The sequence below is a fragment of the Paraburkholderia sp. BL10I2N1 genome, assembly GCF_004361815.1.
Classification (GTDB): Bacteria; Pseudomonadota; Gammaproteobacteria; order Burkholderiales; family Burkholderiaceae; genus Paraburkholderia.
The window spans coordinates 1,159,320-1,173,837 of record NZ_SNWA01000001.1; the positions used below are offsets into that span (position 1 = coordinate 1,159,320).

24 protein-coding genes are annotated in these 14,518 nt (G+C 58.5%); all 24 read right to left on the bottom strand.

Annotated elements, in window-relative coordinates:
- Positions 1-6 precede the first annotated feature (6 nt).
- The 24 genes from secY to fusA all read right to left on the bottom strand — a co-directional run bounded on the left by secY (position 7) and on the right by fusA (position 14,496).
- Complete coding sequence (gene secY / locus B0G77_RS05445) at positions 7-1,353, bottom strand: preprotein translocase subunit SecY (RefSeq protein WP_133661203.1); 1,347 nt, start codon at positions 1,351-1,353, stop codon at positions 7-9.
- Positions 1,354-1,399: 46 nt separating this feature from the next.
- Entirely contained in the window at positions 1,400-1,834 is a 435-nt protein-coding gene (gene rplO, locus B0G77_RS05450) for a 50S ribosomal protein L15 (RefSeq protein WP_133661204.1), read from the bottom strand.
- A 29-nt stretch (positions 1,835-1,863) separates the two neighbouring features.
- Positions 1,864-2,046 carry a 50S ribosomal protein L30 gene (rpmD, locus tag B0G77_RS05455; protein WP_007180126.1) on the bottom strand — a complete coding sequence of 61 codons (183 nt, stop codon included), beginning with the start codon at positions 2,044-2,046 and terminating at the stop codon, positions 1,864-1,866.
- Between the two features lie 11 nt (positions 2,047-2,057).
- Positions 2,058-2,576 (bottom strand): 30S ribosomal protein S5, encoded by a 519-nt coding sequence (rpsE, locus tag B0G77_RS05460; protein ID WP_006052219.1) that lies wholly within the window; start codon positions 2,574-2,576, stop codon positions 2,058-2,060.
- A 15-nt stretch (positions 2,577-2,591) separates the two neighbouring features.
- The gene (gene rplR, locus B0G77_RS05465) at positions 2,592-2,957 is read right to left on the bottom strand and encodes a 50S ribosomal protein L18 (protein ID WP_094778387.1); all 366 of its coding nucleotides are present in this window, start codon (positions 2,955-2,957) and stop codon (positions 2,592-2,594) included.
- A 12-nt stretch (positions 2,958-2,969) separates the two neighbouring features.
- The gene (gene rplF, locus B0G77_RS05470) at positions 2,970-3,500 is read right to left on the bottom strand and encodes a 50S ribosomal protein L6 (RefSeq protein WP_133661205.1); all 531 of its coding nucleotides are present in this window, start codon (positions 3,498-3,500) and stop codon (positions 2,970-2,972) included.
- Between the two features lie 20 nt (positions 3,501-3,520).
- On the bottom strand, positions 3,521-3,916 hold the full coding sequence (gene rpsH / locus B0G77_RS05475; RefSeq protein ID WP_133661206.1) for a 30S ribosomal protein S8: 396 nt from the start codon (positions 3,914-3,916) through the stop codon (positions 3,521-3,523).
- A gap of 14 nt (positions 3,917-3,930) precedes the next feature.
- Positions 3,931-4,236: a 30S ribosomal protein S14 gene (rpsN, locus tag B0G77_RS05480; RefSeq protein WP_133661207.1), complete on the bottom strand. Its 306-nt coding sequence runs from the start codon at positions 4,234-4,236 to the stop codon at positions 3,931-3,933.
- Between the two features lie 7 nt (positions 4,237-4,243).
- Positions 4,244-4,783 carry a 50S ribosomal protein L5 gene (gene rplE / locus B0G77_RS05485; protein WP_133661208.1) on the bottom strand — a complete coding sequence of 180 codons (540 nt, stop codon included), beginning with the start codon at positions 4,781-4,783 and terminating at the stop codon, positions 4,244-4,246.
- A gap of 16 nt (positions 4,784-4,799) precedes the next feature.
- Positions 4,800-5,108, bottom strand: a complete 309-nt coding sequence (gene rplX / locus B0G77_RS05490; protein ID WP_074262701.1) for a 50S ribosomal protein L24 — start codon at positions 5,106-5,108, stop codon at positions 4,800-4,802.
- A gap of 9 nt (positions 5,109-5,117) precedes the next feature.
- Positions 5,118-5,486, bottom strand: a complete 369-nt coding sequence (rplN, locus tag B0G77_RS05495) for a 50S ribosomal protein L14 (protein ID WP_006998478.1) — start codon at positions 5,484-5,486, stop codon at positions 5,118-5,120.
- Positions 5,487-5,775: 289 nt separating this feature from the next.
- Positions 5,776-6,048 carry a 30S ribosomal protein S17 gene (gene rpsQ / locus B0G77_RS05500; protein ID WP_133661209.1) on the bottom strand — a complete coding sequence of 91 codons (273 nt, stop codon included), beginning with the start codon at positions 6,046-6,048 and terminating at the stop codon, positions 5,776-5,778.
- Positions 6,045-6,239: a 50S ribosomal protein L29 gene (rpmC, locus tag B0G77_RS05505; RefSeq protein ID WP_007180130.1), complete on the bottom strand. Its 195-nt coding sequence runs from the start codon at positions 6,237-6,239 to the stop codon at positions 6,045-6,047. The genes rpsQ and rpmC overlap by 4 nt, the downstream gene beginning before the upstream one ends.
- Positions 6,240-6,249: 10 nt before the next feature.
- Positions 6,250-6,666, bottom strand: coding sequence for a 50S ribosomal protein L16 (rplP, locus tag B0G77_RS05510; protein ID WP_007180131.1), 417 nt, complete (start codon positions 6,664-6,666; stop codon positions 6,250-6,252).
- Positions 6,667-6,668: 2 nt separating this feature from the next.
- Positions 6,669-7,466, bottom strand: a complete 798-nt coding sequence (gene rpsC / locus B0G77_RS05515) for a 30S ribosomal protein S3 (RefSeq protein WP_133661210.1) — start codon at positions 7,464-7,466, stop codon at positions 6,669-6,671.
- Between the two features lie 11 nt (positions 7,467-7,477).
- On the bottom strand, positions 7,478-7,807 hold the full coding sequence (gene rplV, locus B0G77_RS05520) for a 50S ribosomal protein L22 (RefSeq protein WP_007730533.1): 330 nt from the start codon (positions 7,805-7,807) through the stop codon (positions 7,478-7,480).
- Between the two features lie 12 nt (positions 7,808-7,819).
- On the bottom strand, positions 7,820-8,095 hold the full coding sequence (rpsS, locus tag B0G77_RS05525; RefSeq protein WP_004199273.1) for a 30S ribosomal protein S19: 276 nt from the start codon (positions 8,093-8,095) through the stop codon (positions 7,820-7,822).
- A 10-nt stretch (positions 8,096-8,105) separates the two neighbouring features.
- Positions 8,106-8,933 (bottom strand): 50S ribosomal protein L2, encoded by an 828-nt coding sequence (rplB, locus tag B0G77_RS05530; RefSeq protein WP_133661211.1) that lies wholly within the window; start codon positions 8,931-8,933, stop codon positions 8,106-8,108.
- Positions 8,934-8,935: 2 nt separating this feature from the next.
- A complete protein-coding gene (rplW, locus tag B0G77_RS05535) occupies positions 8,936-9,250 on the bottom strand; it encodes a 50S ribosomal protein L23 (RefSeq protein WP_028199567.1) in 315 nt (104 codons plus the stop codon).
- On the bottom strand, positions 9,247-9,867 hold the full coding sequence (gene rplD / locus B0G77_RS05540; protein ID WP_090537177.1) for a 50S ribosomal protein L4: 621 nt from the start codon (positions 9,865-9,867) through the stop codon (positions 9,247-9,249). Before rplD ends, rplW begins: the two co-directional genes overlap by 4 nt.
- On the bottom strand, positions 9,867-10,526 hold the full coding sequence (rplC, locus tag B0G77_RS05545; RefSeq protein WP_133661212.1) for a 50S ribosomal protein L3: 660 nt from the start codon (positions 10,524-10,526) through the stop codon (positions 9,867-9,869). Before rplC ends, rplD begins: the two co-directional genes overlap by 1 nt.
- A gap of 188 nt (positions 10,527-10,714) precedes the next feature.
- Positions 10,715-11,026 (bottom strand): 30S ribosomal protein S10, encoded by a 312-nt coding sequence (gene rpsJ, locus B0G77_RS05550; protein ID WP_006998489.1) that lies wholly within the window; start codon positions 11,024-11,026, stop codon positions 10,715-10,717.
- A 128-nt stretch (positions 11,027-11,154) separates the two neighbouring features.
- Positions 11,155-12,345: an elongation factor Tu gene (gene tuf, locus B0G77_RS05555; RefSeq protein ID WP_133661213.1), complete on the bottom strand. Its 1,191-nt coding sequence runs from the start codon at positions 12,343-12,345 to the stop codon at positions 11,155-11,157.
- Positions 12,346-12,393: 48 nt separating this feature from the next.
- Positions 12,394-14,496: an elongation factor G gene (gene fusA / locus B0G77_RS05560; protein ID WP_133661214.1), complete on the bottom strand. Its 2,103-nt coding sequence runs from the start codon at positions 14,494-14,496 to the stop codon at positions 12,394-12,396.
- Positions 14,497-14,518: the final 22 nt, after the last annotated feature.

Genomic DNA, 14,518 nt, shown 5'->3' on the forward strand with positions numbered 1-14,518 from the left:
GTCCTTTCAACGCATCGGGACGCCGCCGCCTTTGAAATTGGCTTTCTTCAGCAGCGATTCATACTGTTGCGACATAACGTACGACTGCACCTGCGCCATGAAGTCCATTGTGACGACGACAATGATCAGCAGCGACGTTCCACCAAAATAAAACGGCACGTTCCAGCGCAGCACCAGAAACTCCGGCAGCAAGCAAACGAACACGATGTAGATCGCACCGGCCAGCGTCAGACGCGTGAGGATGCGGTCAATATATCGCGCCGTCTGATCGCCCGGACGGATGCCCGGAACGAAAGCGCCGCTTTTCTTCAGGTTGTCGGCCGTTTCCCTGCTGTTGAACACCAGTGCGGTGTAGAAAAAACAGAAGAACACGATCGCCAACGCGTACAACAACACGTACACCGGTTGGCCAGGCTTGACGGCCTCGGCCACGTTATGCAGCGTGTCACCGAACCAGCCGGTACGCGACCCTGAACTAAACCAGTTCAGGATGGTTGCCGGGAAGAGAATGATCGACGATGCAAAGATCGGCGGAATCACACCCGACATGTTCAGCTTCAGCGGCAAATGCGAAGACTGGCCGCCGTAAATCTTGTTGCCGACCTGGCGCTTGGCGTAATTCACAAGAATCTTGCGCTGGCCGCGTTCGATGAACACCACCAGATACGTCACAGCAGCAATCAGAAACACCACAATGATCGCGGAGATGATGCTCATCGAGCCGGTTCGCACCAGTTCGAACAGACCACCAATTGCGTTCGGAAAACCGGCCGCAATCCCGCCGAAAATAATGATCGAGATGCCGTTGCCGAGCCCGCGTTCTGTGATTTGCTCACCCAGCCACATCAGGAACATCGTGCCCGTGACAAGCGTCACAACTGTCGTCAACCGAAACACCATGCCCGGATCGAGTACCAATCCCGGCTGGTTTTCCAGCGCGACTGCAATGCCAAACGCCTGGAAGGTTGCCAGCAACACAGTGAAGACCCGCGTGTACTGCGTAATCTTCCGCTGACCTGCCTGCCCTTCCTTCTTCAACGCTTCGAGCTGCGGCGAAACAATCGCCAGCAACTGCATGATGATCGACGCCGAGATATACGGCATGATCCCAAGCGCGAAAATCGTGAACCGCGAAAGTGCGCCACCCGAAAACATGTTGAACATGCCAAGGATGCCGCCCGACTGGCTTTGGAACAGCTTCGCCAGTTGGTCCGGGTCAATACCCGGCACCGGAATATGCGCACCGATACGGTAGACGATCAGCGCCATGAGCAAAAAAACTGCCCGTCGACGCAGATCGCCAAACTTCGCCGCGCTTCGACCGGGTTTTGCGAGACTCGGGCTGTTAGCCAAGTACGTTCTCCGATGCAAATGCTAGTGACGGCAATCGACTTGCGCGTTACTCGGCAAATGAGCCGCCGGCCGCTTCGATAGCAGCGCGCGCACCCTTCGTCGCACCCAGACCCTTCACAACGATCTTGCGCTTCAGCTCGCCCGTCGCGATGATCTTGGCGCTCCTCGTCAGCTCGCCAACCAGACCGGCTTGCTTCAGAGCCAGCAAGTCGATTTCGTCGACCGGCAGCTTTTCCAGATCAGCGAGACGCACTTCACCGACGAATTCCTTCGTCAGCGACGTGAAGCCACGCTTCGGCAGACGACGTTGCAGCGGCATTTGACCGCCTTCGAAGCCAACCTTGTGGAAACCGCCCGAACGCGATTTCTGACCCTTGTGACCACGACCTGCGGTCTTGCCGAGGCCGGAGCCGATGCCGCGACCAACGCGACGCTTTGCGTGCTTCGCGCCTTCAGCCGGCTTCAGGTTATTCAATTCCATTATCAACTCCTTGAGTCCCGGTCAGCCGCTTAGCTGATGACCTTAACGAGGTACGAAACCTTGTTGATCATGCCGCGCACAGCCGGCGTGTCCTGCAACTCGCTAACCGAGTTGAGTCGGCGCAGGCCCAGACCACGCACCGTCGCACGATGCGTTTCGCGGGTGCCGATCAGGCTCTTGACGAGCTGGACCTTGACAGTTTTATCAGACATGATGTCCACCTTTAGCCCAGAATATCTTCGACGGACTTGCCACGCTTCGCCGCGATGTCGCCCGGCGTCGACTGCTTGCGCAGACCGTCGAGCGTTGCACGAACGAGGTTGTACGGGTTCGTCGAACCGTGGCTCTTGGCCACAACGTTCTGCACGCCCATCACGTCGAACACAGCGCGCATCGGGCCGCCAGCGATCACACCGGTACCGTCCTTCGCCGGGGCGAGGAGGACCATCGATGCGCCGTGCTTACCGTGCACTTCGTGCTGCAGGGTGCCGTTTTTGAGCGGCACCTTGAACATGTTGCGGCGAGCCTGTTCCATTGCCTTCTGGACAGCGACCGGCACTTCCTTCGCCTTGCCCTTGCCCATACCGACGCGGCCATCACCGTCGCCAACCACGGTCAGCGCGGCGAAACCGAGAATCCGGCCACCCTTCACGACCTTGGTCACGCGGTTGACCGAAATCATCTTTTCGCGAAGGCCGTCGTCGCGTTCGTCAGCCTGAACTTTCGCTTGCATCTTTGCCATGACGAATTCCTTCCCTTAGAACTTGAGCCCGGCTTCGCGCGCCGCATCAGCCAGCGCCTTCACGCGGCCGTGGTAGCGGAAACCCGAGCGGTCGAAGGCGACGGATTCGATGCCGGCAGCCTTAGCCTTTTCTGCAATGCGCTTACCGATCAGGGTAGCAGCAGCAACGTTGCCGCCCTTACCCGTCTTGTCGGCCAGTTGCGCACGCACTTCGGCTTCGAGCGTCGACGCGCTGGCGAGCACCTTGGTGCCGCACGGCGAGAACACTTGCGCATAGATGTGCGTGTTCGTGCGATGCACGGCGAGACGCGCGACCTGCAGCTCAGCGATCTTGATACGCGTCTGACGAGCGCGGCGCAGGCGAGATTGAGTCTTATCCATGATTGCGCACCCTTACTTCTTCTTCGTTTCTTTGAGGATCACAACCTCGTTGGCGTAACGCACGCCCTTGCCCTTGTAGGGCTCCGGCGGACGATAGCCGCGCACTTCTGCCGCGACCTGGCCAACTTGTTGCTTACTGATCCCCTTGATCACGATTTCGGTTTGCGTCGGGGTTTCAGCCTTGACGCCTTCCGGCATCTGGTGCACCACGGGGTGCGAGAAACCCAGCGACAGGTTCAGCTTGTCGCCTTGCGCCTGTGCGCGGTAACCGACGCCAACCAGCGTCAGCTTGCGCTCGAAACCCTTCGTCACGCCGTTCACCATGTTCGCAACCAGTGCGCGCATCGTGCCCGACATCGCATTCGCTTCGCGGCTGTCGTCAACGGGCTCGAACTTCAGCGTGCCGTTGTCGTTCACCACTTTAACGAGGCGGTTTGCAGCCTGTGTAATCGTACCCAGCGGGCCCTTCACGGTGATACGCTCATCGCTCAGAGCCACTTCTGCGCCTTGCAGCGCGACAGGGCTTTTACCTACTCGAGACATGTTTCTCTCTCCTTTCGGCCTTAAGCGACGTAGCAGATGACTTCGCCGCCAACGCCCGTAGCGCGCGCCTTGCGGTCCGTCATCACGCCCTTCGGCGTCGATACGATTGCCACGCCGAGGCCATTCATGACCTGCGGGATGTCGTTACGGCCGCGGTATACGCGCAGACCAGGCTTCGAGACGCGCTCAAGGCGCTCGATAACCGGACGGCCAGCGTAGTACTTCAACGCGATGTTCAATTCCGACTTCGCACCTTCGGACTTCACTGCGAAATCGTCGATATAGCCTTCGTCCTTCAGGACCTGCGCAATCGCAACCTTGACTTTCGACGAGGGCATCGTCACCGAAACCTTCTCGACCATCTGCGCATTGCGGATGCGAGTCAGCATATCGGCGATAGGATCACTCATGCTCATTTACGTTTCTCCTATTACCAGCTCGCCTTGGTCAGGCCAGGGATCTCGCCGCGGAACGCGATTTCGCGAATCTTGTTACGCGCCAGCCCGAATTTACGGAACGTACCGCGCGGACGACCAGTGATAGCGCAACGGTTGCGCTTACGGGTCGGGTTAGAATTACGCGGCAGTTGCTGCAGTTCCAGACGGGCTGCATAACGCTCTTCATCCGACTTGCTTTGGTCGTCGATGACGGCCTTCAGCTCAGCGCGCTTGGGAGCGAACTTTGCAGCAAGGCGAGCACGCTTCTTTTCACGTTCGATCAGTGCCAGTTTAGCCACGGTAACCTCAGTTTCTGAACGGGAACTTGAAGCTGGCGAGCAGAGCCTTTGCTTCGTCGTCGGTCTTCGCAGTCGTCGTGATGCTGATGTTCAGCCCACGCAGCGCGTCGATCTTGTCGTAATCGATTTCGGGGAAAATGATCTGCTCTTTCACACCGATGTTGTAGTTGCCACGACCGTCGAACGCACGACCCGACACGCCACGGAAGTCGCGCACACGGGGGAGCGCGACCGTCACGAAACGGTCCAGAAATTCGTACATCGCCTGACCACGCAACGTGACCATCGCACCGATCGGATAGCCCTGACGGATCTTGAAGCCAGCGATTGCCTTGCGTGCCTTCGTGATAACCGGCTTCTGGCCAGCAATCTTTGTCAGGTCGCCAACGGCGTTTTCGATGACTTTCTTGTCCGCGATTGCTTCACCGACACCCATGTTCAGGGTGATCTTGGTGATGCGCGGCACTTCCATCACGGACTTGTAACCGAACTTCTCGATGAGGCCGGGTACAACCTTCTCTTTGTAAAATTCTTGCAAACGAGCCATTTTTTACTCCGCTGCGTCAGGCGCTCAGCTCGGCACCGGTCGTCTTAAGGAAACGAACTTTCTTGTCTCCTTCGACCTTGATGCCTACACGCGACGCCTTGCCATTCGCGTCGACCAATGCGACGTTCGAAATTTGCAGCGGCATCGTCTTGGCTTCCACACCGCCCGTCGTACCCTTCATCGGGTTCGGCTTGACATGCTTCTTGACGAGGTTGATACCCTCGACTGTCACATGATTCTCGCCAACGGACAGCACGATGCCGCGCTTGCCCTTGTCCTTGCCGGTGATGACGATAACTTCGTCACCTTTGCGAATCTTGTTCATCGCGACTCCTTACAGCACTTCCGGTGCCAGCGAAACGATCTTCATGAATCGTTCGCTACGCAACTCACGCGTGACCGGCCCAAAAATGCGGGTGCCGATAGGCTCGAGCTTGGTATTCAAAAGCACGGCGGCGTTGCCATCGAACTTGATCAGCGAGCCGTCCTGACGGCGCACGCCCTTGGCGGTGCGAACCACCACGGCGTTGTAAATCTCGCCTTTCTTCACGCGCCCGCGCGGCGTTGCCTCTTTGACGGTCACCTTGATGATGTCGCCAATGCTGGCATAACGACGCTTCGAGCCGCCGAGCACCTTGATGCACATGACTTCACGCGCACCCGTGTTGTCGGCCACTTCAAGCCGAGTTTCGGTCTGGATCATGGTTTATCTTTCCCAACTTAATCCGGTCGCACCACCATGGCGCACCCGGTCAGTCTTGGTCCCGTCAGCCAATCGGCTGCTTGGGTTAGAACAGCAGCGACGGCAAACGAAACCCGCCATCGCAATCCGGTGAATCCTTCGGAACAAGCTGACGCCTGAACCGCTTCCCCCACCAACTTCGCCCGCGACGGGGCTCCCACAAAGAGGGAAGACCGAAATTATAACAAATAATCTCGGTCTTGCAAGCGAAACTTACTGCGATTTCAACTACTTCTACAACTTTGCGGCGTCAGATGACGCGAGCAGCCTCGACCAGGCGGGACACAACCCAAGCTTTCGTCTTCGAAATCGGACGCGTTTCCTGGATTTCAACGAGATCACCCTCGTTGTACGTGTTCGCGTCGTCGTGCGCGTGGTACTTCTTCGAACGCACAACGTACTTGCCGTAGATCGGGTGCTTCACGCGGTGCTCGACCAGCACGGTGACCGTCTTGTCCATCTTGTTGCTGACGACCTTGCCGACCAGCGTCCGCTTGAGCGAGGTTTTTACGCTATCGTTCATTTCTGGTTCGCCTTCTCAGTCAGGACGGTCCGCACACGTGCGATGTCGCGACGAACCTTCTTCAGCTGGCTCGTGTTCGTGAGCTGCTGGGTCGCGAGTTGCATGCGCAGGCCGAATTGCGCCTTCAACAGGTCCGACAGCTCCTTGTTGAGCGCGGCCTGATCTTTCTGGTGAAGTTCGGAAGCCTTCATCACTTACTCCTTAGGCGCCAAGCTGGCGCACGATGAACGTCGTCTTCAGCGGCAGCTTCGCTGCAGCCAGACGGAACGCTTCGCGTGCCAGCTCTTCGGTTACGCCGTCCATTTCGTACAGCATCTTGCCCGGTTGAATCTCCGCGACGTAATACTCCGGGTTACCTTTACCGTTACCCATACGTACTTCCGCCGGCTTGTGCGAGATCGGCTTGTCCGGGAAGATGCGGATCCAGATGCGGCCACCACGCTTGATGTGGCGGGTCATGGCACGACGCGCCGCTTCAATCTGGCGCGCGGTCAGACGGCCGCGACCGATAGCCTTCAGACCGAATTCACCGAACGACACCGCGTTGCCGCGGGTTGCGATACCGGTGTTACGACCTTTCTGCTCTTTGCGATACTTTCTGCGTTTCGGTTGCAGCATCGTTATTCTCCAGTCTTCCCGTCGCCACCAGCGCGACGAGGAGCGCCACGGCGTGCACCTGCCGGGCCACCACCTTCACCATCGCGACGCGGACGGCGATCGCCACCCGGACGTGCGTTGCGGCGCGGACGCTTTTCTTCGGCGACTTCTTCCACCACCGGTGCGTCATTGCGGCCGAGGGTATCGCCCTTGTAGACCCACACCTTGACACCGATGATGCCGTAGGTCGTCTTCGCTTCCGAAGTTGCGTAGTCGATATCGGCGCGCAGCGTATGAAGCGGCACGCGACCTTCGCGATACCATTCCGTACGGGCGATTTCGATACCATTCAGACGGCCAGCGCTCATGATCTTGATGCCCTGAGCACCCAGACGCATTGCGTTTTGCATCGCACGCTTCATCGCGCGGCGGAACATGATCCGGCGCTCGAGCTGTTGCGTGATCGAATCGGCGATCAATTGCGCATCGGTTTCCGGCTTGCGGATTTCCTCGATGTTGACGTGGACCGGAACGCCCATGCGGCGCTGCAGTTCCGTCTTCAGCAGTTCAATATCCTCGCCCTTCTTGCCGATGACCACACCCGGACGCGAGCTGTAAATCGTGATGCGCGCGTTTTTCGCCGGACGCTCGATGACGACGCGGCCAACCGAAGCGTTCTTCAGCTTCTTCTTCAGGTATTCACGAACACCGATGTCTTCCTGCAACATCGCCGCGAAATTGTTGTTGTTCGCGTACCAACGCGAAGCCCAATTGCGGCTGACGGCCAAACGGAAGCCAGTCGGATGAATTTTCTGTCCCATCGTATGACTCCTTAATTCCCGACCGTCACAGTGATGTGACAGGATTGCTTCTCGATGCGGTTACCGCGGCCTTTAGCGCGCGCAGTAAAACGCTTGAGAGAGGCCGCCTTGTCGACGTAGATGCTCGTAATCTTGAGCTCGTCGATATCGGCGCCTTCGTTGTGCTCCGCATTCGCGATCGCCGACAGCACGACCTTTTTCACGATTCCCGCAGCCTTCTTCGGCGAGAACGTCAGAACGTTCAGCGCCTTGTCGACCGGCAAACCGCGGATCTGGTCAGCCACAAGGCGCGTTTTCTGCGCCGAGATGCGGGCACCGCGATGAATTGCTTTCACTTCCATCTTGATAGCCCCTTATTTCTTGGCCTTCTTGTCGGCCGCGTGACCCTTGAACGTCCGGGTCAATGCGAACTCGCCAAGCTTGTGGCCGACCATGTTTTCCGAGATGTACACCGGAACGTGCTGACGGCCGTTGTGCACGGCAATCGTCAGACCGATGAAATCCGGGAGGATCGTCGAACGACGCGACCAGGTTTTGATCGGCTTCTTGTCACGCGAAGCTGCAGCCGCCTCAACTTTCTTCAGCAAATGGGCGTCGCAGAACGGACCTTTTTTTACAGAACGTGCCATTGCCTACTCCTTAACGCTTGTGACGGCGCTGGACGATCATTGTCGTCGTGCGCTTGTTGCTACGGGTGCGATAACCCTTCGTCGGCGTGCCCCACGGGCTCACCGGATCGCGACCTGCAGCCGTCTTGCCTTCACCACCACCGTGCGGGTGATCGACCGGGTTCATTGCAACGCCACGCACCGTCGGGCGGATACCGCGCCAGCGGTTCGCGCCAGCCTTACCGATTTGACGGAGGCTATGCTCCTCGTTGCCCACTTCACCAATCGTCGCGCGGCACTCAACGTGAACACGGCGGATTTCGCCCGAACGCAGACGAACCTGCGCGTAGGTGCCTTCACGAGCCAGCAACATCGCCGACGTACCAGCCGAACGCGCCATTTGCGCGCCCTTGCCCGGCAGCATTTCGATGCAGTGGATCGTCGTACCAACCGGAATGTTGCGGATCGGCAGCGTGTTACCTGCGCGGATCGGAGCTTCCGAACCCGACATCAGTTGCTGTCCAATCATCACACCCTTCGGAGCGATGATGTAGCGACGCTCGCCGTCTGCGTACAGAACCAACGCAATGTTTGCGCTACGGTTCGGGTCATACTCGAGACGCTCAACCTTTGCAGGAATGCCATCTTTCGCACGACGGAAGTCGACAATACGATACTGCTGCTTATGACCACCACCCTTGTGACGGGTCGTGATGTGGCCGTTGTTGTTGCGGCCGGCGGTCACGCTCTGCGAATCAAGCAGGGGCGCGTACGGCTTGCCCTTATGCAGATCCTTGTTGACCACCTTGACCATCGCGCGGCGGCCCGGCGAAGTCGGCTTAACTTTAACGATTGCCATGATTACTTGGCCTCCGCTTCAAAGTTGATTTCCTGGCCGGGCTTCAGGCAGACGTATGCCTTCTTCACGTCCTTGCGCTTGCCCATGAAGCGGCCAAAACGCTTGGCTTTACCCTTCTGGACGAGCACATTGACGGAATTGACTTCCACCTTGAACAGCAGCTCAACGGCAGCCTTCACTTCCTGCTTCGTGGCATCCGGCGCGACTTCGAACACAACCTGCTCGTTCTTGTCGGCCACCAGCGTCGCCTTTTCGGAGATCACCGGCGCGAGCAGGACCTGCATCAAACGATGATCGTTCTTGCGAATCTCGCTCATGACAGCAACTCCTCGATCTGGGCGACCGCAGCCTTCGTAATCAGGATCTTCTTGAAGTAGATCAACGAGAGCGGGTCGGCGTAACGCGGCTCGACAACCGCCACGTGGGCGAGGTTGCGAGACGCGAGGTACAGGTTTTCGTCAACCGTGTCGGTGATGACCAGCACGGAGTCGAGACCCATCGCCTTGAATTTTTCGGCCAGCAGCTTTGTCTTCGGTGCTTCGAGCGTCAGCTCGTCGACCACCGAGATACGGCCTTCGCGGGCCAGCTGCGAGAAGATCGAGCAGAGACCCGCACGATGCATCTTCTTGTTGACCTTGTGCGAAAAGTTTTCTTCCGGCGAATTCGGGAAAATGCGACCACCGCCGCGCCACAACGGGCTCGACGACATACCGGCACGGGCACGACCCGTACCCTTCTGGCGCCACGGCTTCTTGGTCGTGTGCTTGACCTGCTCACGATCCTTCTGCGCGCGGTTGCCGCTACGGGCATTCGCCTGGTAGGCCACTACGACCTGGTGAATCAGGGCTTCGTTGTAGTCACGGCCGAACACGACGTCCGACGCGCTAACAGCCGCACCTTCCTGACCATTGGCATTCAGGAGCTTAAGTTCCATTATTTCGCTCCTTTCACGGCACGAGCCTTCACAGCCGGCGTCACGAAAACCTTGCCGCCCTTCGCACCGGGAACAGCACCCTTGACCAGCAACAGCTTGCGGTCTGCGTCGATACGAGCGATTTCGAGGTTTTGCACCGTTACCGTATCGTCACCCATGTGACCGGTCATGCGCTTACCCGGGAAAACGCGACCCGGGTCCTGCGCCATACCGATCGAGCCCGGCACGTTGTGCGAGCGCGAGTTACCGTGCGATGCACGGCCGGATGCGAAGTTGTAACGCTTGATGGTACCGGCGTAGCCCTTACCAATCGACACGCCTTGCACGTCGACCTTCTGGCCCACTTCGAAAAGGTCGGGACCAACCACGGTGCCGCTCGACAGCTCGGCGGCCTTGGCGGCATCGATCTTGAATTCTTTGAGGATTTCACCGGCTTCAACACCGGCTTTGGCGAGATGACCGGCCAGCGGCTTCGTCACACGCGATGCACGGCGCGTACCGAATGCAACCTGAACGGCCGTGTAGCCGTCGGTTTCAACAGTCTTGATCTGCGTCACGCGGTTGTCGGACACGTCCAGCACGGTAACGGGAATCGAATCCCCTTCAGCCGTGAAGATACGGGTCATGCCAACCTTGCGACCTACGAGTCCAAGGCTCATCGTTTTCTCCATTCCCGACTGCGATTGGTCGGGGCTAATTTACAAAATGCCAGCGTTTTTCGACTTGAAACGCACCGGCTTTTTTGCGCGAATGCGCGAAAAGCCTAATATTATAGCAAGGCTTTTCGTTTTCCGCAAGCAATCAAAGACTTAGCGACACCCAACAAGCCGGATGTCGGCAGGAAGCCTTACTGCAGCTTGATCTCCACGTCCACGCCAGCCGGCAGGTCAAGCTTCATCAGCGCGTCGACGGTCTTGTCCGTCGGGTCGACGATGTCCATCAGGCGTTGGTGAGTACGGATTTCGAGCTGGTCGCGCGACGTCTTGTTGACGTGCGGCGAACGCAGGATGTCGAAACGCTGGATACGGGTCGGCAGGGGCACCGGACCGCGAACGATAGCGCCAGTCCGCTTTGCCGTATCAACGATTTCGGCTGCCGATTGATCGATCAGACGATAGTCGAAAGCCTTCAGGCGAATGCGGATTTTCTGGTTCTGCATGACGATTCCTTGTAAAGAGCGAGGCGGCGTTGCGCCACCAAACGAAAAAAGAACGTAGGACCAGACACCCACTGAGGGCGGGCGCCCGGTCCCGGGCACCAATTACTGCAACTACAAAGTTCTCGATTTTACTCGATGATCTTGGCGACGACACCGGCGCCGACGGTACGGCCACCTTCACGGATGGCGAAGCGCAGGCCTTCTTCCATCGCGATCGGCGCGATCAGCTTCACCGTGATCGACACGTTGTCGCCCGGCATCACCATTTCCTTGTCCTTCGGCAACTCGATCGAACCCGTCACGTCCGTCGTCCGGAAGTAGAACTGCGGGCGATAGTTGTTGAAGAACGGCGTATGACGACCGCCTTCGTCCTTGCTCAGCACGTACACTTCTGCCGTGAAGTGCGTGTGCGGCGTGATCGAACCCGGCTTGGCCAGCACCTGACCACGCTCCACGTCTTCGCGCTTCGTGCCGCGCAGCAGGATACCCACGTTGTCGCCGGCCTGACCCTGGTCGAGCAGCTTGCGGAACATTTCCACGCCCGTGCAGGTCGTCTTCACCGTCGGCTTGATACCGACAATTTCGATTTCCTCGCCGACCTTCACCACGCCACGCTCCACGCGGCCCGTCACCACCGTGCCACGACCCGAGATCGAGAACACGTCTTCCACCGGCATCAGGAACGCACCGTCAACTGCGCGCTCCGGCGTCGGGATGTACGTGTCCAGCGCGTCAGCCAGGTTCATGATCGCCACTTCACCCAGTTCGCCCTTGTCGCCTTCCAGCGCCAGCTTGGCCGAACCCTTGATGATCGGCGTCTCGTCGCCCGGGAAGTCGTACTTCGACAACAGCTCGCGCACTTCCATTTCCACCAGCTCGAGCAGCTCGGCGTCGTCCACCATGTCGCACTTGTTCAGGAACACGATGATGTACGGCACACCAACCTGACGCGCCAGCAGGATGTGCTCACGCGTTTGCGGCATCGGACCGTCTGCAGCCGAGCACACCAGGATTGCGCCGTCCATCTGCGCTGCGCCCGTGATCATGTTCTTCACATAGTCAGCGTGGCCCGGGCAGTCGACGTGGGCATAGTGGCGGTTCGCCGTTTCGTATTCCACGTGCGCCGTGTTGATCGTGATACCGCGTGCCTTTTCTTCCGGCGCCGCGTCGATCTGGTCGTATGCCTTCGCTTCGCCGCCGAACTTCGCGGTCAGAACCGTCGTGATCGCTGCCGTCAGCGTGGTCTTGCCATGATCAACGTGACCAATCGTGCCGACGTTCACGTGCGGCTTGGTCCGCTCGAATTTACCTTTAGCCATGTTTCTCTTCTTTCAAAAAAGTTGAATGGGATGTGACGTGTCGCCTGCTTACTTCGACTTCGCGTTGATGATCGCTTCGGAGACGTTACGCGGCGCTTCGGAGTAGTGCTTGAACTCCATCGTGTACGTCGCACGACCCTGCGTCAACGAACGCAGCGACGTCGAGTAGCCGAACATTTCCGACAGCGGGACTTCTGCGCGAACGATCTTGCCACCGCCAACCATGTCGTCCATGCCCTGAACGATACCGCGACGACCCGACAGGTCGCCCATCACGTTGCCCATGTAGTCTTCCGGCGTTTCGACCTCGACGGCCATCATCGGCTCGAGGATAACCGGGCTCGCCTTGCGCATTGCTTCCTTGAACGCCATCGAACCGGCCATGCGGAACGCGTTTTCGTTCGAGTCAACATCGTGGTACGAGCCGAACGTCAGGTGAACCTTCACGTCAACGACCGGGAAACCTGCCAGCACGCCAGCCTTCAGCGTTTCCTGGATACCTTTGTCGACTGCCGGGATGTATTCACGCGGAATCACACCGCCCTTGATTTCGTCCAGGAACTCGTAGCCCTTGCCTTGCTCGTTCGGCTCGAGCGTGATGACCGCGTGGCCATACTGGCCGCGACCACCCGACTGCTTGACGAACTTGCCGTCGACGTCTTCCGCCTTGCTGCGGATCGTTTCGCGGTAAGCCACCTGCGGCTTGCCGACCGTCGCTTCGACGCCGAATTCACGCTTCATCCGGTCGACCAGAATTTCGAGGTGCAGCTCGCCCATACCCGAAATAATCGTTTGCCCCGATTCCTCGTCCGTTTGAACACGGAACGACGGATCTTCCTGAGCCAGACGATTGAGCGCCAGACCCATTTTTTCCTGGTCCGGCTTCGTCTTCGGCTCAACAGCCTGCGAAATCACCGGTTCCGGGAAAATCATGCGTTCGAGCACGATCGGGTTTTGCGGATCGCACAGCGTGTCGCCGGTGGTCGCGTCTTTCAGGCCAACTGCCGCAGCGATGTCGCCTGCGCGCACTTCCTTGATTTCTTCGCGCTGGTTTGCGTGCATCTGCAGAATACGACCCAGACGCTCCTTCTTGTCCTTCGTCGCGTTCAGCACCGTGTCGCCAGAATTAACGACGCCGGAATACACGCGGAAGAAGATCAGCTGGCCGACGAACGGGTCGGTCATGATCTTGAATGCCAGTGCCGCGAACTTTTCGTCGTCAGCGGCGCGGCGCTCACCCTTTTCACCGTTTTCGAGCTCGCCGGTAACCGGCGGGATGTCGATCGGCGACGGCAGGAAATCGAGCACGGCGTCCAGCATCCGTTGCACGCCCTTGTTCTTGAAGGCGGTGCCGCACAGCATCGGCTGGATTTCGCAAGCGATCGTCCGGTCGCGCAAACCCTTGATGATTTCCTCTTCCGTCAGCTCACCCGACTCGAGGTACTTGTTCATCAGATCTTCGCTCGACTCAGCCGCAGCTTCGACCATCTTTTCACGCCATTCATTGCACGAGTCGACGAGTTCCGCCGGAATCTCTTCGTACGAGAACTTCGTGCCTTGGGACGCTTCGTCCCAAATGATCGCTTTCATTTTCAGCAGATCAACGACGCCCGTGAACGTTTCTTCAGCACCGATAGGCACCACGACCGGAACCGGGTTCGCCTTCAGACGCAGCTTCAGCTGGTCGTAGACCTTGAAGAAGTTCGCGCCGGTACGGTCCATCTTGTTGATGAATGCGAGACGGGGAACCTTGTACTTGTTTGCCTGGCGCCACACGGTTTCCGACTGCGGTTGCACGCCGCCCACTGCGCAGTACACCATGCATGCGCCATCGAGCACGCGCATCGAGCGCTCAACTTCAATCGTGAAGTCAACGTGGCCCGGGGTGTCGATGATGTTGATGCGGTGTTCAGGGCGATCGCCTGCCATGCCCTTCCAGAAGGCGGTCGTAGCAGCGGACGTGATGGTAATACCACGCTCCTGCTCCTGCTCCATCCAGTCCATTGTTGCTGCGCCGTCGTGCACTTCACCAATCTTGTGGTTCACGCCGGTGTAGAACAGGATGCGCTCGGTCGTCGTCGTTTTGCCGGCGTCGATGTGAGCGCTAATACCGATATTGCGGTAGCGCTCGATAGGTGTCTTGCGAGCCACTTTGATCCTCTATTGGGATGGC